This window comes from Amycolatopsis sp. NPDC098790, from assembly GCF_044759945.1.
Lineage (GTDB): Bacteria > Actinomycetota > Actinomycetes > Mycobacteriales > Pseudonocardiaceae > Amycolatopsis.
In genome coordinates this window covers 690108-710948 of the sequence record NZ_JBIWAI010000003.1, presented here as the reverse complement: position 1 = coordinate 710948, position 20841 = coordinate 690108, and the positions used below count along the sequence as shown (strand labels likewise).

Annotated in this window: 24 protein-coding genes; 12 read left to right on the top strand and 12 right to left on the bottom strand. The window is 71.9% G+C overall.

What is annotated here, in order from left to right; all coding sequences use genetic code 11:
- The first annotated feature begins 108 nt into the window (after nucleotides 1-108).
- Nucleotides 109-1086 (top strand): adenosine deaminase, encoded by a 978-nt coding sequence (gene add, locus ACIQWX_RS28515; RefSeq protein ID WP_400877257.1) that lies wholly within the window; start codon nucleotides 109-111, stop codon nucleotides 1084-1086.
- Here add and ACIQWX_RS28510 read toward each other — a convergent pair.
- Entirely contained in the window at nucleotides 1064-2428 is a 1365-nt protein-coding gene (locus ACIQWX_RS28510; RefSeq protein ID WP_400877255.1) for a VWA domain-containing protein, read from the bottom strand. The genes add and ACIQWX_RS28510 overlap by 23 nt on opposite strands.
- The gene (locus ACIQWX_RS28505; protein WP_400877254.1) at nucleotides 2425-3306 is read right to left on the bottom strand and encodes an AAA family ATPase; all 882 of its coding nucleotides are present in this window, start codon (nucleotides 3304-3306) and stop codon (nucleotides 2425-2427) included. Before ACIQWX_RS28505 ends, ACIQWX_RS28510 begins: the two co-directional genes overlap by 4 nt.
- Nucleotides 3307-3369: 63 nt before the next feature.
- Between ACIQWX_RS28505 and mgrA the strand changes: the two genes are divergently transcribed.
- On the top strand, nucleotides 3370-4398 hold the full coding sequence (gene mgrA, locus ACIQWX_RS28500; RefSeq protein ID WP_400877253.1) for an L-glyceraldehyde 3-phosphate reductase: 1029 nt from the start codon (nucleotides 3370-3372) through the stop codon (nucleotides 4396-4398).
- 59 nt (nucleotides 4399-4457) lie between these two features.
- Nucleotides 4458-4631 (top strand): hypothetical protein, encoded by a 174-nt coding sequence (locus ACIQWX_RS28495; protein WP_400877251.1) that lies wholly within the window; start codon nucleotides 4458-4460, stop codon nucleotides 4629-4631.
- On the opposite strand, the gene ACIQWX_RS28490 is transcribed toward ACIQWX_RS28495, so the two are convergent.
- The gene (locus tag ACIQWX_RS28490) at nucleotides 4628-5179 is read right to left on the bottom strand and encodes a sigma-70 family RNA polymerase sigma factor (RefSeq protein ID WP_400877249.1); all 552 of its coding nucleotides are present in this window, start codon (nucleotides 5177-5179) and stop codon (nucleotides 4628-4630) included. The two genes, ACIQWX_RS28495 and ACIQWX_RS28490, sit on opposite strands and share 4 nt — an antisense overlap.
- Nucleotides 5180-5248: 69 nt before the next feature.
- Here ACIQWX_RS28490 and ACIQWX_RS28485 point away from each other — a divergent pair, with 69 nt between their 5' ends.
- Nucleotides 5249-5986: a hypothetical protein gene (locus ACIQWX_RS28485; protein ID WP_400877247.1), complete on the top strand. Its 738-nt coding sequence runs from the start codon at nucleotides 5249-5251 to the stop codon at nucleotides 5984-5986.
- A gap of 7 nt (nucleotides 5987-5993) precedes the next feature.
- Here ACIQWX_RS28485 and ACIQWX_RS28480 read toward each other — a convergent pair whose 3' ends face one another.
- A complete protein-coding gene (locus ACIQWX_RS28480; RefSeq protein ID WP_400877246.1) occupies nucleotides 5994-6734 on the bottom strand; it encodes a DUF427 domain-containing protein in 741 nt (246 codons plus the stop codon).
- 142 nt (nucleotides 6735-6876) lie between these two features.
- Between ACIQWX_RS28480 and ACIQWX_RS28475 the strand changes: the two genes are divergently transcribed.
- Nucleotides 6877-8034, top strand: coding sequence for an ROK family protein (locus ACIQWX_RS28475; RefSeq protein WP_400877244.1), 1158 nt, complete (start codon nucleotides 6877-6879; stop codon nucleotides 8032-8034).
- Between the two features lie 115 nt (nucleotides 8035-8149).
- Here ACIQWX_RS28475 and ACIQWX_RS28470 read toward each other — a convergent pair whose 3' ends face one another.
- Nucleotides 8150-8611, bottom strand: coding sequence for a pyridoxamine 5'-phosphate oxidase family protein (locus ACIQWX_RS28470; RefSeq protein ID WP_400877242.1), 462 nt, complete (start codon nucleotides 8609-8611; stop codon nucleotides 8150-8152).
- Here ACIQWX_RS28470 and ACIQWX_RS28465 point away from each other — a divergent pair.
- Nucleotides 8610-9086 (top strand): MarR family winged helix-turn-helix transcriptional regulator, encoded by a 477-nt coding sequence (locus ACIQWX_RS28465; RefSeq protein ID WP_400877240.1) that lies wholly within the window; start codon nucleotides 8610-8612, stop codon nucleotides 9084-9086. The genes ACIQWX_RS28470 and ACIQWX_RS28465 overlap by 2 nt on opposite strands.
- Before the next feature lie 40 nt (nucleotides 9087-9126).
- Nucleotides 9127-9447, top strand: coding sequence for a nuclear transport factor 2 family protein (locus tag ACIQWX_RS28460; protein WP_400877238.1), 321 nt, complete (start codon nucleotides 9127-9129; stop codon nucleotides 9445-9447).
- Here the strand turns inward: ACIQWX_RS28460 and ACIQWX_RS28455 are convergent.
- Nucleotides 9437-9937: a PaaI family thioesterase gene (locus ACIQWX_RS28455; protein ID WP_400877236.1), complete on the bottom strand. Its 501-nt coding sequence runs from the start codon at nucleotides 9935-9937 to the stop codon at nucleotides 9437-9439. The two genes, ACIQWX_RS28460 and ACIQWX_RS28455, sit on opposite strands and share 11 nt — an antisense overlap.
- 123 nt (nucleotides 9938-10060) lie before the next feature.
- On the opposite strand from ACIQWX_RS28455, the gene ACIQWX_RS28450 reads away from it, so the two are divergent.
- Genes ACIQWX_RS28450 through ACIQWX_RS28440 form a run of 3 tightly spaced genes read left to right on the top strand, consistent with a single transcriptional unit; the run spans nucleotide 10061 to nucleotide 13575 of the window.
- Nucleotides 10061-10429, top strand: a complete 369-nt coding sequence (locus ACIQWX_RS28450) for an ArsR/SmtB family transcription factor (RefSeq protein WP_372666998.1) — start codon at nucleotides 10061-10063, stop codon at nucleotides 10427-10429.
- A gap of 9 nt (nucleotides 10430-10438) precedes the next feature.
- A complete protein-coding gene (locus tag ACIQWX_RS28445; protein ID WP_400877234.1) occupies nucleotides 10439-11167 on the top strand; it encodes an HAD family hydrolase in 729 nt (242 codons plus the stop codon).
- Complete coding sequence (locus tag ACIQWX_RS28440) at nucleotides 11167-13575, top strand: glycoside hydrolase family 65 protein (RefSeq protein WP_400877232.1); 2409 nt, start codon at nucleotides 11167-11169, stop codon at nucleotides 13573-13575. Before ACIQWX_RS28445 ends, ACIQWX_RS28440 begins: the two co-directional genes overlap by 1 nt.
- Nucleotides 13576-13579: 4 nt before the next feature.
- Here the strand turns inward: ACIQWX_RS28440 and ACIQWX_RS28435 are convergent, their stop codons facing one another.
- Nucleotides 13580-13762, bottom strand: coding sequence for a hypothetical protein (locus ACIQWX_RS28435; RefSeq protein WP_400877230.1), 183 nt, complete (start codon nucleotides 13760-13762; stop codon nucleotides 13580-13582).
- Between the two features lie 40 nt (nucleotides 13763-13802).
- Complete coding sequence (locus ACIQWX_RS28430) at nucleotides 13803-14747, bottom strand: Ppx/GppA phosphatase family protein (protein ID WP_400877228.1); 945 nt, start codon at nucleotides 14745-14747, stop codon at nucleotides 13803-13805.
- 226 nt (nucleotides 14748-14973) lie between these two features.
- Between ACIQWX_RS28430 and ACIQWX_RS28425 the strand changes: the two genes are divergently transcribed.
- Nucleotides 14974-15558 (top strand): class F sortase, encoded by a 585-nt coding sequence (locus ACIQWX_RS28425; RefSeq protein WP_400877226.1) that lies wholly within the window; start codon nucleotides 14974-14976, stop codon nucleotides 15556-15558.
- A 13-nt stretch (nucleotides 15559-15571) separates the two neighbouring features.
- Here ACIQWX_RS28425 and ACIQWX_RS28420 read toward each other — a convergent pair whose 3' ends face one another.
- A complete protein-coding gene (locus tag ACIQWX_RS28420) occupies nucleotides 15572-16612 on the bottom strand; it encodes an LLM class F420-dependent oxidoreductase (protein ID WP_400877225.1) in 1041 nt (346 codons plus the stop codon).
- A 696-nt stretch (nucleotides 16613-17308) separates the two neighbouring features.
- Nucleotides 17309-17503: a hypothetical protein gene (locus ACIQWX_RS28415; RefSeq protein ID WP_400877224.1), complete on the bottom strand. Its 195-nt coding sequence runs from the start codon at nucleotides 17501-17503 to the stop codon at nucleotides 17309-17311.
- Between the two features lie 319 nt (nucleotides 17504-17822).
- On the opposite strand from ACIQWX_RS28415, the gene ACIQWX_RS28410 reads away from it, so the two are divergent.
- Nucleotides 17823-17957: a hypothetical protein gene (locus tag ACIQWX_RS28410; protein ID WP_400877222.1), complete on the top strand. Its 135-nt coding sequence runs from the start codon at nucleotides 17823-17825 to the stop codon at nucleotides 17955-17957.
- Between the two features lie 636 nt (nucleotides 17958-18593).
- Here the strand turns inward: ACIQWX_RS28410 and ACIQWX_RS28405 are convergent.
- Together ACIQWX_RS28405 and fahA are read right to left on the bottom strand one after the other, a co-directional pair.
- Complete coding sequence (locus tag ACIQWX_RS28405) at nucleotides 18594-19511, bottom strand: YhjD/YihY/BrkB family envelope integrity protein (protein WP_400877220.1); 918 nt, start codon at nucleotides 19509-19511, stop codon at nucleotides 18594-18596.
- 89 nt (nucleotides 19512-19600) lie between these two features.
- Nucleotides 19601-20806, bottom strand: coding sequence for a fumarylacetoacetase (gene fahA / locus ACIQWX_RS28400; protein WP_400877218.1), 1206 nt, complete (start codon nucleotides 20804-20806; stop codon nucleotides 19601-19603).
- Nucleotides 20807-20841: the final 35 nt, after the last annotated feature.

Sequence of the window (20841 nt, the reverse complement as noted above, 5' to 3'; positions counted from 1 at the left end):
GTTCCCCGTGTGACGACCGCCAAACCTCGGCGCGGAGAGTGACGGGCCCGTGACGGCGTCCGGAAAATGCCGCGCGAGCCGCCACCGCGCGCCTTTAGGCTCGCGATCATGCGCGACCTGGCGGCCCTGCCGAAGGCCCACCTGCACGTCCACCTGGAGAGCACGATCCGGCCGGGCACCCTCCGCGAGCTGGGCGAGGCGAACGGCGTCGACGTCCCGCCCGAGGCGCCGGTGTTCGACGGCTTCCGCGCCTTCGCCGACTACAACGGGCTCATCCGTTCGTGTCTCCGGCGTCCCGAAGACTTCGAGCGCATCGCCCGCGAGTACTGCGAAGACGAAGTCGCCCAGGGCACGCGCTACGCCGAGATCACGTTCACCGCGGCCTCGCACGGAGAACGCCTCGGCGACCTCGCGATGCCGCTGGAATCCGTCCTCAAAGGACTGAACGAAAGCACCGCCGGCCTGGAATGGCGGCTGCTGCTGGACCATTCGCGACGTCGTTCCGTCGACCGGGCCGAGCGCACCCTCGACCTCGCACTGAAGTACGACGAAGTCTTCGCGATCGGCATGGCCGGCGAGGAAAACCACTCCCTCCGTCCTTTCGCGACGGTCTTCGAGAAGGCCCGCGCGGCCGGCCTCCACCTGCTGCACCACACGGGCGAGGACGCCGGCCCGGACAGCATCCGCGAAGCCCTCGACGTCGGCCGCACCGAACGGCTCGGCCACGGCATCCGCGTCCTCGACGACCCGTCGCTCGTCGCCGAGGTGCGCGAACGAGGGCTGGCCTTGGAGGTCTGCCCGTCGTCGAACGTGACGCTCGGCCTGGTCCCGTCGCCGGCCGAGCACCCGCTCCCCCGGCTCGTCGAAGCCGGCCTGACGGTCACGCTCAACACCGACGTCCCGTCGGTCACCGGCGCGAACCTGGCCGCGGAGTACGCGCGCGTCCGCGACGCGTTCGGTTACGACGACACCGCGATGGCGAACTTCGCGCGGGCGAGCGTCACGGCGTCCTTCGCCCCCGAAGCGACGAAGCGAACGGCCCTCGAAGACATCGACGCCTGGCTCACACCGGCAGCAGGCGGGTGACCAGGGTGCCGAGCTGGTGCACCGTGCGGCACTCGTGCATCTCGACGACCTCGGCGTACTCCAGCGCCGCCGAGTCGCCGGTCGACCACAGGGACCGCCGCTCCGGGTTCAGCCAGTAGACGTGCCGGGCGCGGGACTTGATCTCGCGGACGGCGTCGAGGTTGGGGTCGCCGCCGTTGGTGCGGGCGTCGCCGAGGATCAGCACCGACGTCCGCGGGCCGACCGCGTCGAGCCAGTTCGCCGTGAACTGGCGCAGCGAGCCGCCGTAGTCGCTGTGGCCGTCCCAGCGCACCAGCGCCGCTTCGGACAGCATGCGCGCGCCCAGGTGCTCGGGGTCGGCGGCGCCGGTGGTGACCAGGTGGGTGACCTCGTCCGCGCTGTCGACGAACGCGAACACGCGGATCTTGCTGAACTGGTCGCGCAGCGCCTGGACCAGCAGCATCGTGAAGTTCGCGAAGCCGGCCACCGAGCCGGACAGGTCGCACAGCAGCACGATCTCCGGCCGCCCGGGCCGCCGGTGGCGGTAGGCCGGGCGCAGCGGGACCCCGCCGGTGGAGAGCGATCGCCGCAGCGTGCGGCGCAGGTCGATCTGCCCGCGCGTGGTCCGCTTGCGGCGGGCGGCAAGGCGCGTCGCGAGCTTGCGGGACAGCGGCTGGATCGTGCGCCGCAGCTCGGCGAGCTGGGTGCGGCTGGCGATCAGGAAGTCGACGCGGTCGGGTGACGGCGCGATCGCGTGCTTGGCGACGCGCTCGCGGCCGCGGACCTCGGCCGCCCGCCGGCGCGCCTCGGTGCGGACCTGGCCGCGGAAGCCTTCGACGCGGCGGCGGATCTCGTCGCGGTCGAGCCGGTCGGTGAACTCGCCCCGGGCGCCGCCGCCGCGCACCGCGGCCAGCACGCGCGCGATGAGCGTCTGCGGCTGGAGCCGCTCCAGCGTCTGGTGGGCCGAGAAGCCGCCGCCCGGTCCGGACGTCGAGCCGTACTGACCCAGCATGTCGACGGCCAGCCCGGCGAGCTGGGCCAGGCCCTGCTGGTCGCCGTCGGCCAGCGCCGTCGCGAGTTCCGCGCGCAGCTCCTCCAGCGTCGACGGCTCTTCGCGAGCCCGTTCCGGTGCGCCGATCCCGGCCGGGAAGTACAGGTCGAACGCGGCGTCGAAGACCGCGCGCTGCCCGCCGCGCCGGACCAGCGCCGCGGCCAGGCCTTCCCGGACGAGCGAGCGGTCGTCCAGGCCGAGGACCTCCAGTGCGGCCGCGGCGTCGACGGTCTCGGCGGGGCCGGCCGGGATGCCCTGGGTCCGCAGGGCCCGGACGAACGACGCGAGCCGCTCCGGCACGCCGCCGGTCACGACGCGTCCAGGACCTGTTCGAGCTTCAAGCCGGCGCCGGCCTTGGCGATGTCGTCCTGGTGCTTGAGAACGACGCCGAGGCTCTCCCGCACGACGTCGTCGTCCAGGGTCGAGGCGCCGAGCGCGAGGAGCGTGCGCGCCCAGTCGATGGTTTCGGCGACCGAGGGCAGCTTGCGCAGGTCCATCGCGCGCAGTGCGGCGATCACCCGGACGACGGAATCGGCGAGGGCGGCGTCGATGCCCGGGACCTTGAGCCGGACGATGTCGCGTTCGAGGTCCTCGTCCGGGAAGTCGATGTGCAGGAAGAGGCACCGGCGGCGCAGCGCTTCGGACAGCTCGCGCGTCGCGTTCGACGTCAGCACGGCGAAGGGCGCGCGCGTCGCGGTGATCGTGCCCAGCTCCGGCACGGTGACCTGGAAGTCGCCGAGCACTTCCAGCAGCAGGCCCTCGACCTCCATGTCCGCCTTGTCGGTCTCGTCGATGAGCAGCACGGTCGGCTCGTCCGACGAGATCGCCGTCAGCAGCGGGCGGCGCAGCAGGAACTCCTCGCCGAAGATGTCGGTGCGCGCCTGCTCCCACGTCTCGTCGCGGCCGGCGGTGATCCGCAGCAGCTGCTTCGCGTGGTTCCACTCGTAGAGCGCGCGGGCCTCGTCGATGCCCTCGTAGCACTGCAGGCGCACCAGCCGCGAGCCGCTGACCTGGGCGACGGCCTTGGCGAGCTCGGTCTTGCCGACGCCGGCGGGGCCCTCGACCAGCAGCGGCTTGCCGAGCCGGTCGGCGAGGAACACCGTCGTCGCCACGGCCGTCGACGCCAGGTAACCGGCCTCGGCCAGCTTGGCCGACACGTCGTCGACGGAGGTGAAGAATCCGGTGCCCACCACGTGCCTCCTAAGCGGTCGCTCACCAGGAGCGTACCCGACGGGCGGGCTAGCATCGGGCGCGTGACCTACGTTGCGGCTTCCGGCCGATACGAAACGATCCCCTACCGGCGCTGCGGGCGTTCCGGGCTCAAGCTGCCCGCGATCTCCCTCGGGCTGTGGCACAACTTCGGCCACGACAAGCCGCTGCAGACCCAGCGCGACATCACACGCCGCGCGTTCGACCTCGGCATCACGCACTTCGACCTGGCCAACAACTACGGCCCGCCCTACGGCTCGGCGGAGGAGAACTTCGGGCGGCTGCTGGCCACCGACTTCAAGCCGTACCGCGACGAGCTGGTGATCTCGACCAAGGCCGGCTACGACATGTGGCCCGGCCCGTACGGCGAGTGGGGCTCCCGCAAGTACCTGCTGTCCTCACTGGACCAGTCGCTGGGCCGGATGGGCCTGGACTACGTCGACATCTTCTACTCTCACCGGTTCGACCCCGAGACACCCCTGGAAGAGACGGTCGGGGCGCTCGACGCCGCCGTCCGCGCCGGGAAAGCGCTTTACGTCGGGATTTCGTCGTACAGCTCCGAGCGGACCGCCGAAGCCGCGCGGCTGCTGCGCGAGCTCGGCACGCCGCTGCTGATCCACCAGCCGTCGTACTCGATGCTGAACCGCTGGATCGAAGAGGACGGGCTCCTCGACACCCTGGCCGACGTGGGCGCGGGCTGCATCGCGTTCTCGCCGCTCGCGCAGGGGCTGCTGACCGACAAGTACCTGAAGGGCGTCCCCGCGGATTCGCGGGCGGCGCAGGGGAAGTCGCTCGACCCGGGCACGCTCGACGAGAACCGCCTGAACCGCGTCCGCGCGCTCAACGACATCGCGGGCCGGCGCGGCCAGTCGCTGGCGCAGCTGGCGCTCGCGTGGGCGTTGCGCGACAGCCGCGTGACGTCGGTGCTGATCGGCGCCAGCAGCGTCAAGCAGCTGGAGGACAACGTCGGCGCGCTCGGCAACCTCGACTTCTCCTCCGAGGAGCTGACCGAGATCGACGGCCACGCGACCGAAGCCGGCATCAACCTCTGGAAGCAGTCCTCGGACGGCTGACCCCGACGGCGGGACGCGGCGCGCGTCCCGCCGTTTTCCGGCCCGGCGTCCGAGACGGCGTGATCACGACGCGGGCGACCGGCCGGCTGATCTGCGTGACGTCCGAAGTGGACGAACGCCGGTCGTGGGCCGAAGACACCTACGGCGCGGCGGCGCTGGTCCCGCTTATCGGTCCATTTCGGACCGTGACTGGTGCTGTGGCGGCGCGGCGCTACGGTCCGGGCGTCCGCTAGCCGGCTCCGCGGGCGCGCCGGGCCTGGATCAGGTCGTCGCGGGCCCGGGCGACGCGGGAGCGGACCGTGCCGACCGGGCAGCCGCAGACGTCGGCGGCCTCGGCGTACGACAGGCCGAGGACCTGGGTCAGGACGAGGACTTCGCGCCGCTCCGGTTCCAGGCCGTCGAGCAGCAGGCCCAGCTCGACGAGCTCCTCGAAGCCGGCCGCGGGGTCGCGCGTGCGCTCGGCGGCGGCCTCCCAGTCGGTGTCGGCGATCTTCGGGCGGGCGCCTGCGGCCCGGATCTGGTCCACGACGACCCGGCGCGCGATGGCCAGCAGCCAGGTCCGCGACGACGAGCGCCCGGCGAAGCGGCGAAGGCTCCCGAAGGCGCGAAGGTAGGTCTCCTGCGTCAGGTCGTCGGCCGCGGCGGCGTCGGTGAGGTGGGCGAGGAAGCGCCAGACGTCCGCCTGCGTCTCGCGGACCCACTCTTCGAGGGCGCCCCGGTCGCCTCGGCCGGCGGCCATGGCCAGGCTGGTGACGCGTTCGTCGTCCTCACCGCGAGTCATGTGAGGAAGATACAGCGGCGCGAAGCGCCTCGGTTGAGGGTGGCGGCGGGGAGGAAGGCGGAGTCAGCAGTGATCGGGAACCGCAGGGACCCGCCGTCCGACTACTGGGAGGTGAAGTGCGAGGAGTGCCGCGAAGGGCTTTCGGCCCGGCTGGACGGCGAAGACGAGCCCGCGGGCGTCGACCGGCACCTGGACGGCTGCGCGGCGTGCCGGGAGTGGTTCGCGGCCGCGGCCGGCCTGCGCCGCGCGATGGTGCTGCGCCCGGCGCCGGCGGTCCCGGACCTCACGGCGGCGATCCTCGAGCGCACGCCGGCGCCGTCCGGCGAGGGCTGGGGACCCCGGATCGCGCTGGGCCTGGTGGCGATCGGGCAGCTCGGCCTGGCGTTCGCGCAGCTGCTGGGCACGGACGGCGGGCACGGCGCCGCCCACCTCGGCCACGAGAGCGGCGCGTGGAACCTGGCGGTGGGCATCGGCCTGCTCACGGCGGTCCTCCGCCCGAAGACGGCGGGCGGCCAGCTGCCGCTGCTGGCCGGGTTCGTCGGGGTCCTGCTGGTGCTGTCGGCGGGCGACCTGGCGGCGGGCCAGGTGACGCTCGCCCGCCTCGCGACGCACGTCCTGGTGGTGCTGGGGCTGGTGCTGCTGTGGGCGGTCCACCGAGGTCACCGCGACCGGGGCGGCGCACCCCTGCCGGCGGCAACGGCCGACGACGGAGGCACGTCGGTCTCCGGGTCCACAGTGGATGCCCCGGCGGGACGGCCGAGGCCGCGCGTCTTCCGCCGCCAGGCCCACGGCCGGCACGCGGCCTGAGCACCGCTCAGGCGAACTTCGTCTTCGGCCGCTCCTGCCGGACGCCGTCGACGAAGACGTCGACCTTCTCGTCGAGGAACGCCACCAGGCCGGCGACGCGGGTGCTCTCCGGCAGCGGCGTCGGGTAGCTCCACGCCAGGTCCTCGTGGCCGCTCACGTCGAAGTGCTCAGCGGCACCCTTGTAGGGGCAGTGCGTCACCGTGCCGATCTTGTCCAGGAGGTCCATCCGGACGTCCACGCGGGGCAGGTAGTAGCGGGTCGGCAGGCCGGTCTCGAACAGCAGGTGCGGCCGGACCGTGTCGGCGACCGTGACGCCGTCGACCTCGATGCGCACGTGGCGCGAGCTCGGCAGGACGTCCACCCGGACGCCGGGGTCGCGCGGGTGCGTGAAGATCTGCTCGTCCTCTTCGAACCAGTCGAACGCGCCGAACTCGAAGCGGACGTGGTCCCGCAGCTCCTCGATCGGCGAATCCGGGTACTCCAGCGCGCCGTCCACCGCCTCGGCCCGGCCGACCTTTATCGTCGACAGAACACCTTCTCCGCGGCTGGGCGAGTGCGACGTCCGGCCGGAGGGGGCGAGAACGCCGCTCACGACGTCCGCGCGCGGGAAGTAGTACGTGGGGTAGTACGGGACTTCCCACACCAGAAGGGGGTGCACGGTGTCCGCGACGAGCTGCCCGCCGAGGAACACGCGTACCCGCTTCGCGCCTTGTGCCACGCGGACCCGGCCGCGTACCGGAGTGCTCATGCCCCGGTCAACGGGTCCCGAAGCGGGCGTATTCCGGCGAAACCGGGACTCGGACGGCTAGCGTGGCAGGAAGCACGAGAACGAGTGGAGGCGGGCACGGGTGGCCGGCGTAATCGCTCCAACGGTCGGGACCCCCGCCGGGATGCGCAAGATCAACCAGCGGGCGGTGCTCGACCTGCTGCGCCGCAGCGGGGCCGCGACCCGGCCGCAGGTGGCGAAGGAAACCGGGCTGTCGAAGCCGACGGTGAGCCAGGCGTTGCTGGCGCTCGAAGCCGCCGGGCTGGCGCGCCCGACCGGGCAGACGTCGACCGGCACCGGTCGCTCGGCCGTGCTGTACGAGGCCGACCCGACCGCGGGGTACGTGCTGGGCGTCGACATCGGGCGTGAGCACATCCGCGTCGCGGTGTCGGACCTCGGCCGCAAGATCGTGGCCCGGCGGGACGAACGCAACAGCGCCCGCTCCGGGGCGGCGCTGGTCACGGCGGTCGGCAAGATCGCGGCTTCGGCGGTCGCGGAGGCGCGGCTGTCGGCCGCCGACATCGTTGTCCGCGTGGTCGGCTCCCCCGGCGTCGCCGATCCGGAGAAGCGCTGCTTCCGGCACGCGCCGAACCTGCCGGGCTGGGGCCGGGCGGGCCTGATCGACGACCTCGAGGCCGAGCTGGGCCCGGACCTGATGGTGGAGAACGACGCGAACCTGACGGCGGTCGGCGAGGGCGAGAGCGGCGCCGCGCGCGGGGCGTCGGTGTTCGGCTGCATCACGATCGGCACGGGCGTCGGCATGGGCATGATGGTCGACGGCCGGGTGTTCCGCGGCGCGACGGGCGCGGCCGGCGAGATCGGCTACCTCCCGTACGGCCGCACGCGCTCGTCGTCGGAGGACGGCACGCCGCCGGCCCGCGGCCACCTGGAGGAGGCGACGGCGGCCCAGTCGGTGGTCCGCGGCGCCCGCGAACTCGGCCTGGGCACGGCGAAATCGGCGCGCGAGGTGTTCCGCCTGGCCCGCGAGGGCGACGAACTGGCTCGCCAGGCCCTGGAAGCGGAGGCCGACCGGCTGGCGTACACGGTGGCCTCGGTGGCGGCGGTGATCGACCCGGAGCTGATCGTCCTGGGCGGCGGGATGGGGACCGCGGCGGACCTGCTGCTGGAGCCGCTGGACCGGGCGCTGCGGGCGTTCACGCCGTTGGTGCCGAAGGTGGTCCAGGGCGAGCTGGGCGAGGACGCGGTGCTGGCGGGGGCGATCAGCGTGGGACTGCGGGCGGCCGAAGGGCTGGTCTTCGACCGCCGGGTCGGGGCGGCTTGAGCTGTGCCGGCGCACGAAATCCGGCAGCTGACCGAGGCCGAGAACGCGCACATCGACGAGCGGTGCGAGCGAGGCCGGTTCTTCGGCGACCCGGCATGACCTCCGCGGGCGCGGCTCAAGCCGCGCGCCAGGCTTCGCCGCCCGTCGAGATGCGCCACGGCGTCAGCTTCAGCACCGTGATCTTCGGGTCGCGGAAGTCCTCGCCGCCCAGGATCTTCGGGTCGTAACCCAGTGGCTCCGGGGTCGACGCGAACAGCTCCCACAGGTACTTCCGCGCCGGCTCGTCGTCGGCGAACTCCGCGTGGCACTCCGCCACCGCCACCTCGTGCTGCGGGTCCCAGTACGAGCACGACACGTACGGCGACGCCGCCAGGTGCGCCACCTTCAGGGGCGTCGGGCGGGTGAACAGCCAGCCCGTCAGCCCAGCCGGCCCCTCCTGCCAGATCGGGTGGACGACCCGCGACCGCGGCCGGCCCCGGCCGTCGACGGTCACCAGCGTGCACCAGACGATCCGGTGCGCCACGCGCACGAACGCGCCGGCCAGCTCGGCCGGCACTCTGCTAGATTCCACAACCATGGTTGTGCATCCTAGCACCCTCGACCTCTCGCTGACAGCGCTCTTCGCCGGCTGGGCGATGACCGACGAGGTCCAGCGGCGGCTCGCCGATCGGGGTCTCGGGGACCTGAGGTTCAACGACGGCGTCGTCATCCAGCACGTCCTGGCCGCGCCGCTGTCCATCACCGCGCTGGCCGACCGCATGGGCGTCACCCAGCAAGCCGCGTCGAAGGCCGTCGCCGACCTCGAACGCCGGGGGCTGCTCAGCCGCGAACCCGACCCCGGTGACGCGCGCACCAAGCTCCTGCACCTCACCGAGCACGCGCGGACCGCCGTCGAAGCCACGCGCAAGCTCAGGAGCGAACTCCAGAACGAACTGGAGACGGAGTTCGGCGCCGAGCGGGTCGCCGACACCCGGGAACTCCTCGCCGCCGTCATCGGCCGCTTCGGCGGCGACGACGCGATCCGCGCCCGGCGCGTCCGCCCGCCCCGCTGATTACCCGCGACGTAATCGACACCCACGCGAGAATCGGACCATGAACGAAAACCGCAAGATCGTCCTCGACTGCTTCGAGAACCTGTTCGTGAACAAGGACTTCGAAGCCGCGAAGGCCGCGCTGCACCCCGATTTCGTCACCCACAACCCCGGCCTGCCCGACGGGCGCGACGCTTTCACCGAGGCCGTCAAGAACTCACCACTGGCCGGCGTCACCGCGGAAATCAAGCACGTCGCCGCCGAAGACGATCTCGTCTTCGTGCACCAGCACGTGGCCGGCAGCGCCGTCGTCGACATCCTGCGCGTCGAGAACGGTCTCCTCGTCGAGCACTGGGACGTCAAGCAGCCCCTCAGCGCGTGATGACGCAGGTCCCCGACGCCGTGGCCAGCAGCTTGCCCTCGGCGTCGCGGATCTCCCCCTCGGCGAACGCGATCCGCGACCCCTCCTTAACTACCCGGCCGGTCGCGCGGATCTCGCCGCGGCCCGCATGAATGGCGCGCAGGTAGCTCACCTTCAGCTCCACCGACGAGTAGCCGACGCCGGCCGGCAGCGTCGTGTGCACCGCGCACCCCACCACCGAGTCCAGCATCGTGGCCGCGACCCCGCCGTGGACCATCCCGATCGGGTTGTACAGCGACTCGTCCGGCTCGGCGACCGCGACGACCTCGCCGTGGCCGATGTGCTCCCAGCGCAGCCCGAAGTGCGCGGCGATCGGCGGGCCGGGGACGCGCCCCTCGGCGACCGCCGTCAGGTAGTCGAACCCGGACATGGTGGCGCCGAGCCGAGCCGTCGCCAGGGGGTCCTGCCACGTGATGGTCTTCGAACGGACCTGCGCTTCGACGTCGGTCATCCCGGCTCCTCGACTATGACAACTGTCTTAACCGCAGCTTCCCCCGGCGCGCCCGCCGGCGTCAAGCGCGCGTGACCCAGGCCACCGGTGGTCCGGCCGCGGGGCGGGTGGAATCATCCGGGGGTGAGCACCGACCGCAAGCTGATCGACCCGGAACGCGTCGCGGCCGCGGTCGACGGGCTGGGCGACCGCGCCGTCATCGACGAATGGGCCCAGCGCTTCTCCGTCGTCGCCGACCCGTCCCGGCTGGCGCTGCTCGTCTCGATCCACTACGCCCGCGAAATCAGCGTCACCGACCTCGCCGCGGTCACCGGCATGACCGACACCGCGGTTTCGCAGGCCCTGCGGCTGCTGCGGGCGCACGGGCTGGTCACCGCGCAGCGCACCGGACGCGTCGTGCGCTACCGGCTCGCGGACGCGACCGTGCACGAACTCATCCACCGGGTGCGGCCGCACCCCCAGGAGCCCACACCCGATCGGGGTGACCGGTAGCGTGCTCGCATGACGGGATTGCCCGAGACCATCACCGCCTGCCTGTTCGATCTCGACGGAGTGCTCACCGGTACGGCCGTACTCCACAGCGAAGCCTGGAAACGGACTTTCGACGAATTCCTGCGCGCCCGCGACGGCGAGGACTTCCGCGAGTTCACCCCGCGGGACTACGCGACCTATGTGGACGGCCGCCCGCGCGCCGACGGCGTCCGGGAGTTCCTGCGCTCGCGCGGGATCGAGCTGCCCGAAGGCACGCCCGACGACCCGGTGGACGCCCCGACCGTCAACGGCGTCGGCAACCGCAAGAACGAGCTGGTCCTGAAGATCATCGACGAGCGGGGCGTCAACCCCTACCCCGGCTCGGTGCGCTACCTCGAGGCGGTCAAGGCGGCCGGCCTGCGGATCGCCGTGGTGACGTCGTCCGCGAACGGCGCGAAGGTGCTCGACGGCGCCGACCTGAGCAAGTACGTCGAAGCCCGCGTCGACGGGCTCGTCATCCGCGAGCGCCACCTCAACGGCAAGCCCGCGCCGGACTCGTTCCTGGCCGGCGCCGCGGCGCTCGGCGTCGAACCCGCGCACGCGGCCGTGTTCGAGGACGCCCAGTCCGGCGTCCAGGCCGGCAAGGCCGGCGGCTTCGGGTACGTCGTGGGCGTGAACCGGGCCGACCAGGCCGCCGAGCTGAAGGCGCACGGGGCCGACATCGTCGTCGACGACCTCGCCGACCTGCTGGAGGATTGATGACCGAAGAAGAACCCCGCGGCTACGAATGCTCGCCGTGGGAGCTGCGCTGGCGCGGCATGGACGTCGACGCGCTGCAGCGCACCGAGTCCGCGTTCGCGGTGTCGAACGGGCACATCGGGCTGCGCGGCACGCTCGAGGAAGCCGAGCCGCGCGGGCTGCCCGGCACCTACCTCAACGGCTTCTACGAGCAGCACGAACTCCCCTACGCCGAGGCGGGCTACGGCTACCCCGAAGAGGGCCAGACCGTCGTCAACGTGACCGACGGGAAGATCATCCGGCTGCTCGTCGAAGACGAGCCGCTGGACATGCGCTACGGCGCGGCCACCGCGCACGACCGCGTGCTCGACTTCCGCAAGGGCACGCTGAGCCGGACCACCGAGTGGTCGTCGCCGACCGGGCGGCGCGTGCGCGTGCGCACCGAGCGGCTGGTGTCGTTCACCCAGCGCGCGATCGCCGCGATCCGGTACGAGGTCGAGCCGCTCGACGAGGACCTGCAGCTGGTCGTCCAGTCCGACCTGCTGGCCAACGAGCCGATCGAGTCCGACACCAGCGACCCGCGGGTGGCCGCCGCGCTGAACTCGCCGCTGGTCGGCGAGTTCCACCGCGCGTCGGACTACAACGCCGTGCTGGTGCACCAGACCCGCCGCTCCGGGCTGCGGATGGCCGCGGCGATGGACCACAAGATCGAGGTGGACGACGGGATCCGCGCCCGCATCCACTCCGAGGAGGACCTCGCGCGGCTCACCGTCGCGGTCGACGTGCCGAAGGGCGGCCGGCTGCGGATCACGAAGTTCCTCGCCTACGGCTGGTCCGCGCAGCGCTCGGTACCCGCCCTGCGGTCGCAGGTCGAAGCCGCGCTCGCGGGCGCGCGCCAGACCGGCTGGAAGGGCCTGATCACCGAGCAGCAGCAGTTCCTCGACGACTTCTGGGCCACCTCGGACATCGAGGTCGACGGCGACCCCGAGCTGCAGCAAGCGGTCCGCTTCGCGCTGTTCCACCTCCTGCAGGCCGGGGCCCGCGGCGAAAGCCGCGCGATCGCCGGCAAGGGCCTGACCGGCCCGGGCTACGACGGGCACGCCTTCTGGGACACCGAGTCGTTCGTCCTGCCGGTGCTGACCTACACGATGCCGGACGCGGCGCGCGACGCCCTGCGCTGGCGTCATTCCACAATGGACAAAGCGCGGGAACGCGCGCACCAGCTGGGGTTGCGCGGCGCGGCGTTCCCGTGGCGGTCGATCAACGGCGCCGAGTGCTCGGCGTACTGGCCGGCGGGCACGGCGGCGTTCCACGTCAGCGCGGACATCGCCGACGCCGTCCTGCGCTACCTCAACGCGACCGGCGACGAGGAGTTCGAACGCGACTACGGCACCGAGCTGCTGCTGGAGACCGCGCGGCTGTGGGCGTCACTGGGGCACCACGACCGGCACGGCGACTTCCGCATCGACGGCGTCACCGGGCCCGACGAGTACTCGGCCGTGGCGGACAACAACGTCTACACGAACCTGATGGCGCGCCGGAACCTGCTGGCCGCCGCGGAGTCGTGCGAGCGGCACCCGGACGTGGCGGCGCACTTCGGCGTCGACACCGTCGAGCTGGACACGTGGCGCGCGGCCGCCGCGGCGATGTACCTGCCCTACGACGAAGAGCTCGGCGTGCACCCGCAGTCGGAGGGGTTCCTCGACCACGACGAGTGGGACTACGAGAACACCGACCTCGCGCACTACCCGCTGCTGCTGCACTTCCCGTACTTCGACCTCTACCGCAAGCAGGTCGTGAAGCAGGCGGACCTGGTGCTGGCGCTGCACCTGTGCGGCGACTCGTTCAGCCCGCAGGAGAAGGCCCGCGACTTCGCCTACTACGAAGCGCGGACCGTGCGCGACTCCTCGCTCTCGGCGGGGACGCAGGCGGTGGTCGCGGCCGAGGTCGGGCACCTCGACCTGGCCTACGACTACCTCGCCGAAGCGGCGCTGACCGACCTGCACGACGTGCACAACAACGTGCGCAACGGCCTGCACATGGCGTCGCTGGCCGGGGCGTGGCAAGGCGCGGTGGCGGGCTTCGGCGGCCTGCGCGACCACGGCGGGACGCTCGCGTTCGCGCCGCGGCTGCCGGCGCAGCTGGACCGGATCACCTTCCGGCTGATGTTCCGCGGCACGCGGTTCCAGGTCGAGATCGACCGCGACCAGGCGACCTACCACGTGCTCGACGGCGACCCCCTCGAAGTGCTGCACCACGGCGAGCGCATCACGCTCACCGCGGAGCCGCAGCGGTTCGCGATCCCGAAGATCGACGCGGGCGAGCCGCCGGTGCAGCCGCCGGGCCGCGCCCCGATGCGGCGCGACTCGGAGAAGGTGCGCCAGTACGCGGAGCCGGCGAACCCGATCAGCGAGGTCTACTACGGCTGAGCCGTCACCCCGGGAGGTCGTTCGCGGCCTCCCGGCCGGGTGGGGCCGGGATCTCTTCGGTCCCGCCCGGGTTGACGTCCGGGTCCGGCGCGGTCGGCACGTCGTGCGTCAGCTTGCCGGGGGTCGGCAGCTTCGGGAGTTCGTCGTCTTCGTCGTCCAGGGCGTGGATGCGCTGCTGCTCGCTCATGCTTTCCGGGATACCCGGTTTTCCCGGCGACGGCCAGAGGTCAGGCCGCGACGCCGTTGCCGGCTTTTCCCCGCGCCCGGTCCTGCAGGGTGAGCAGCAGGCCGTCGCGGGTCGACCAGGGGCAGATCGCGACCTTGCCGCCGGCGACCGTCAGCAGTGCCTCCGCCACGATCGCGCCGGCGAGCGCCTGGTGCGCGCGGCTGCGGGAGATGCCGGGCAGCTTCGCGCGCTTGGACGGCGGCAGCGCGGCGAGCCGCGGGATCCAGGCCCGCAGGTCTTCGAGCCGCAGTTCCTTGCACTTGGTCGGCCGCGCCCCGGACAGCCGCGCGAGCTGCTGCAGCACCTTCGAGCAGCCGACGACCGTCGGGTCGTCGACGTCCGCGGCGCCGAGCGCGGTGGTCACGACGTCGAGGGCGTGCGCGCGCAGCGCCTTGACCTGCTTGGCCGACACCCGCTCGGACGGCAGCCAGTCGCGGGTCATCGACCGCGCGCCGAGCGGCAGCGACCGCGCGAAGGTGGCCTGGTCGCCGCGGCCGGCGGCGAGCTCGACGGTGCCGCCGCCGATGTCGAGCACCAGCAGCGGTCCGACCTCCGCGCCGTACCAGCGGCGGGTGGCCAGGTAGGTCAGCTCGGCTTCGCAGCGGCCGGAGAGGAACCGCAGCTCGACGCCGGTTTCGCCGGCGACGTGCCGGACGACGTCGGCCGCGTTGGCGGCGTCGCGGATCGAGGACGTCGCGAACGGGTAGACGTCGGTGACGCCGTGGCGGTAGGCGGCCGTCATGCCCGCGGCGACAGCGGCCGTGACGTCGGCGATCCCGCGGTCGGTGAGCCGGCCGCGGTCGTCGAGCGCGCGGTCGAGGCGCAGCCGCGTCTGGTGGTTCAGCACCGGCTCGCGCGGCGAGCCGTCCACCGGGACCACGACGAGGCGGGCGCTGAACGATCCGACGTCCAGTACGCCCACCGCGGGCTCTTCGATTTTCCGCACGACTCGGCGCACCTCACTTCCACCTCGGTGGATATCCCCAGTTCGACTGCTCGAAACCAGCGATTCTGCCGGAGTTCGCGGTAGTTCGCCGGGAATTGTCGGATTCACCTCCTCCGGACGTGCTTTGTTGACGCGAAGGTCACAGTGCGGTGGCCCGATCGAGTGAACCGGAGCACGGCTGGACACGATTCGGTAACGCCCGCTTTCGCGGCTCCGATCTAAGGGCGTGCGGCAGGGGAAGCTCGTCGGCCCGGCCGCCGCCGTGCTCGCGGTGGTGGCCGGGCTCGGTTGTGTCCTGCTCGGCGTCACGACGGTGCTCGCGCCGGGCGCTTCGATGACCGCCGGCGCGGCGCCCGGGGACCGCCCCGAGACGGGCGTCCTGCCCGCCGTGCTGGTGATCCCCGACCTGGGCCTCGCCGTGAGCCACCTCGTCGACCTCGGCCACGTCGCCGGCCGCCGCGAGCAGCCGGGCACGGCGCCGGGCGTCGGCTGGTTCGCCGACGGGCCGGCCCCGGGCGCGCCGGGGGTCGCAGTGCTGTCCGGGCACGCGGGATTCGGGTTTTCGCGCGGCGCGTTCGCCCGCTTGGGCACGCTGCAGCCGGGCGCGGCGGTCCTGGTCCGCGACGACGACGGCCGGGAAGCCCGGTTCACGGTCCGCCGGACGGAGACGTTCGCGCCGGACGAGCCGGACAGCACGCTGGTCGCCCCGGAGGGGACGGGCCCGGAGCTGCGGCTCATCACCAGCGACGGACGCCACGACTTCTCCGGGATGGATTCGCCGCGGGTGGCGGTGTACGCGACGCCGGTCTAGCGCTCGGTGCCGGTCAGGCGAGCAGCTCGCGCAGCTGGGCCACCGCCGACACCCGCGCCTCGCGGCCCGGCAGCATCGGGTTGACCACGAGCGTCGTCGCGCCGGCTTCCTTGAACGCCGCCAGCCGTTCCTTCACGTAACCGGCCGGGCCGACCAGCGAGATCGAGCGCAGCAGCTCGACCGGCACCGCCGCCGCGGCCTCCTCCTTCTTGCCGTCGAGGTACAGGTCCTGGATCAGCTTGGCCTCGGCCTCGTAGCCGTAGCGGCGGGCGAGGTCGTTGTAGAAGTTCTTGCCCCGCGCGCCCATGCCGCCGACGTACAGCGCCACGATCGGGCGCAGGTGGTCGAGCAGCGGCTCGACGTCGTCGCCGATCGCGAGCGCCGCGCTGACGAACGTGTCCAGCTCGCCCAGCGCCGGGTCGCGCTTCGCCTTGCCCGCCGCGAGGGACTCGCCCCAGACGTCGGCCGCCTTCTCCGGGTGGAAGAAGATCGGCTGCCAGCCCTCGGCGATCTCCGCGGTGAGCGCGACGTTCTTCGGGCCGAGCGAGGCCAGCAGCACCGGGATGCGCTCGCGCACCGGGTGGTTGATCAGCTTGAGCGGCTTGCCGAGGCCGGTGCCCTGCTCCGGCGGCAGCGGGATCGTGTAGTGCTTGCCGTCGTGCACGACGCGTTCGCGGCGCCACACCTGACGGCAGATCTCGACGATCTCGCGGGTGCGGGCCAGCGGCGCGTCGTACTTCACGCCGTGGAACCCCTCGATGACCTGCGGGCCGGAGGCGCCGAGCCCGAGGATGAACCGCCCGTCGGAGACGAAGTCGAGCCCGGCGGCGGTCATCGCGGTCAGCGTCGGCGTGCGTGTGTAGATCTGGAAGATGCCCGACGCGAGCTGGACGCGCTCGGTCTTCGCCGCGAGGTAGCCGAGCTGGCTGACGGCGTCGAAGGAGTAGGCCTCGGGAACGAACGCGACGTCGAGCCCCACCTTCTCCAGCTCGACGATGTCCGCCACGCTGTCGGCGAAGCCTCCGGCGTAGTTGATCGCGGTCCCGATCCGCATGACCACCTCCGTTGCTGAGCAAGCGCTAAGTCGCTCTTTACGTGATACCTCACGCACGGCTCGCTGCTCCCTGCGCCCCCTGATCTCAGCACGTGATGGACACCTGACCGAGTGGCGGTGGTCACGTGCCTGAACAGCCAGTGCCCGCCTTGATCCACTCGGCCGTCCGGATTTCACGCCCAGGCCAGCCAGCCAAGGTGACCTCGACCACCCCGCCCGCCTTGCCGGACGTCTTCCCGTCTCCGAAGGAGCCGAATTGGACCTACGCGATCAGTCGCGTTGACCGCTCGGGTCGCATCTCCGAACAGTCCATCATCGACGCGCTGGGCTGGACCCTCGAAGACCGCCTGACCTCCACCTTGGTCGCCCCTCGCCGCCGTACGAACCCCGGCGGCGAGGGGCGATCGTCGTTCAGCCTGCCACGTTTGGTTCGCAAGCCGGCGGGTGATGCGGGGCGGGCGATCCCGCGATGCACCGCCACCTTCGTCGATCAGGAGCGGGTGCCAAGAATCGACGGTCTTGACACGCTCACCTTGCGGAACAACCTGGCGTCAGCCCACGAGTCGGCGGGCGATGTCGGGCGCACAGCCTCGCCGTACGAGGCAGTTCTTACCGACAGTGGCTGCTCTGCAGCCGCCACAACCGGGCCGCTCCGTGCCAAATGCCAGCGTCACCGCACTGGTCGGCATGTACTAGCTAGCTCACCGTCTTGATCATCTCGGTCACGTTGAGGTGCTGCCCCGGCAGCCTGTTCGAGTCGAGTCCGGCCGCCGCGGACGCGGCCCGCAGCTCGACGAGACGCTGATTCAGATCCGCCTGTGCGGTCACGACGACTGCTTCGGGACCGAGTTCGACCGGCGTCTCGGGCAGGTCGAACAGCGTGCACAGCACGCACCGCCTCGGGAGTGGCACGAAGGCGGCTACGGGCTCAGCCGGTCCAAGGACGCTGCCGAAGAGGACTGCCTGGCCACTGTCCAGTTTGGTTGACATGGTCCCACTGGATTGGCCGCCGTTGTGTTAGCTAACGGTCGATACCAGAGCTATCCAATTCTCCTACCAGCGATTTTGCGCCTTAGGCAGAGTTGTGCAACGGCCATTGTGGACACTTGACGGGTGTCGCGTATGCCGGAGCACATTCGGGACGTTAGGCTTACGCCCTCGCCAATCGACCTCGCGTGGCGCAGCTGCCCACGAAGAGGGAGGTGAGAGCGTGGGGAGCAAGAAGAAGGATGCTCGCTTCATCATCACGGTGCGAGTGAGCGGCCCGGTCACCGCAAGAGCGGTAACCGGCACCGCGGCTGCACTGGTACTGGTCTTGTTGACGGTCCTGTACCAGCTCAGCTGATCTCCACGTTGGGCGGAGACGCTTGAGGCCGTTGGTAGCAGCCACAGCGTCTTCGCCCTTCCACCAATCACGATAGACCAGCGTCCTCACTTGCCCATCATCGGCGACACCGAATCACGCACCAGGGTCACGATCGACCAAGCTTCGACGGAGGGCATCGCCCGGCCAGCGCGAGTCAGTGGCGAAGACAAATCAGCGGGATCGAGGTGGGTCCGACCTTCGATCCGTCGCAAAACTGTACATGTTGCCAAACAAACAGTAGCCGGGGCCACGAACCAAGCGCCGGAACTCACAGCCGATAGCAGGGTTGGCCAGCGTGGCCGCTGCCGCCACGTCGGCCAGCCTATTCAGAATCGCAACCTGGCCGCCTTCTCACGCGAACGACCTGGCGATGCTGGCAACGGTCGTCGGGTGAGGGAGGCGGCAAGCGGCCGGGGCGCCTCGACCAACACCCAAGCCGTGGCTCTGAGGTTCACTACCTTAGGTGACGATCACGTGGGACGACGTGGTTATGATCCTGCGCATGCGAACACCAAATCGGGGATCAGTCCCCCGTTTTCTCGTCAAAGCAAGCGCTTAGCCGGAGAGCCTACTGGGGCCGGGCGTCTCGCGCGGGGGCGATGTGCGCGCCGCCACTCAGCGGCCGGTCAGCGTCCGGACCACCAGCTCCGCCGACGCTCCGGCGCCGAGCGTCGTCCCGGCGTAGCGGACGTCGGCGGCGAGCGTGCCCGCCGGCGGCTCGTCCCGGACCGTCAGCCACACCGTCACCATCAGCAGCCAGCGGACCACCAGGTACACGAACAGCAGCACGCCGACGAGCGTGCCGAACGCCGCGACCGCGGGCGACCGGCCGAGCAGGTGCAGGTACAGCCCGCCCGCCTGCTGGAGCGCGGCGAGCCCGACCGCGGCGGCCCCGGCCGGGCGCAGTGTCGAGCGCAACGGCAGCGGACGGCGCGGAAGGCGGGCCAGGCACCACGCGATGACCAGCCAGTTCGCCGCGAGGCCGAGCAGCAGCGAACCCGCGACGAGGACGAAGTGCGCGAAGCCGCCGGTCAGCCCGGTCAGGCCGAGCAGCCACGTCCCGGCCGCGCCGGTGAGCGCCGCCAGCCCGAACGACACGGTCATCGCGAGCCCGACCCCGACCAGCGCCAGGACGTCCGCGGCGATCCCGCGCAGCAGCGGCCGGGCGGTGCGCTCCTGGCCGAGCATCGCGGTGACGGCGTCGCGGACGTTGCTGATCCAGCTCCAGCCCGAGTACGCGGCGACGGTCAGCGCGAGCAGCCCGATCCGCCCGCGCTCCCCCACGACGGTGTGCACGACGTCGTTGACGCGCCCGGCGATCTCGGGCGGCAGCGCGCCGTCGATGACCCGATCGAGCTCGGTGGCCAGCAGCCGGTCGCCGGCCAGCACGAACCCGGCCACCGAGACGGCGACCATGACCAGCGGCACCAGAGCGAGCAGGCTGAAGAAGGTGACGGCGGCGGCGTAGTGGTCGCCGTCGCGTTCGCGGTAGCGGGCGAGCGTGGCCCCGGCCCGCCGCAGCGGTTTCCTCACGACGGCTTTCCCCACCGGCCGACCCTCTCATCCGCACGTGTCCTCCGCAGTCCGGACCCGGCGGCGGGGGGGGGGGGGATCGTCACGCCTCAGCCGGGGACGACCGTGCCGCGCACCTCCCCGAACCCGATCCGCGCGCCGCCCGGCCCGGGGGCCGTCGCGGTGATCGTGACCTCGTCGCCGTCCTCCAGGAACGTGCGGGTCTGACCGTCGGGGAGGTCGAGCGGTTCCCGGCCGCCCCAGGACAGTTCCAGGAAGGAGCCGCGCTGGCCGCGGCCCGGGCCGGTGACGGTGCCCGAGGCGAACAGGTCGCCGGTGCGCAGGCTCGCGCCGTTGACCGTCAGGTGCGCCAGTTGCTGGGGCGGGGTCCAGTACTGCGTCGCGAACGGCGGGCTGGACACGAGGTGGCCGTTGAGCCGGATCTCGATCGTCAGGTCGAGGCCCTGCTTTTCGGTGGTGCGCAGGTATTCGAGCGGCTCCGGGTCCTGCGGCGGGCCGTCGACCCGCGCGTGTTCGAGCGCGGCGAGGGGCACGATCCACGGCGACACCGACGTCGCGAACGACTTGCCGAGGAACGGGCCCAGCGGCTGCATCTCCCAGCCCTGGATGTCACGGGCCGACCAGTCGTTGACCAGGCAGACGCCGAAGACGTGCCCGGCGAAGTCCGAAGTGGACACCCGCGTGCCCGGCGCCGACGGTGTGCCGACCACGAACCCGACTTCCGCTTCGATGTCGAGGAGCCGCGACGGCCCGAAGGACGGAGCATCGGCGTTGCGCGGCTTGCGCTGCCCGTGCGGGCGGACGACCGGCGTACCGGACGCGAAGACGGTGCCCGCCCGGCCGTGGTAGGCGATGGGCAGGTGCTTCCAGTTGGGCGGCAGCTCGGCGAGGTCGGGCTGGAAGATCCGCCCGGCGTTGAGGGCGTGCTGCTCGCTGGAGTAGAAGTCGACGTAGTCCGCGACCTCGAAGGCGAGGTGCGTCGCGACCTCGGCCAGTGGGTGCAGGTGCGGGCGGAGCTGGTCGGCGTACCGGGGTTCGGTGAGCCAGTCCCGGAGGGTTTCGCGCACTTCCCGCCAGGTGTCGGGCCCGGCGGCGAGCAGGGGGTTGAGAACCCCCGCCGTGAGCAGGGGTGCGAAGGGGGCGGCGGTCTCTTCGGCGGCGGCGGTGAGGTCGAGGACGTGCTCGCCGACGGGCACGCCGATGCGCCGTTCGAGCGCGCCGCCGACGGAGAAGACGCCGTAGGGCAGGTTGTCCAGGCCGAACGGGGTGTCGCCGGCGAGGTCGAGCCAGGTCACGTGTGCTCCTCGTCTTCGGGGATCGGGCCCGGCGG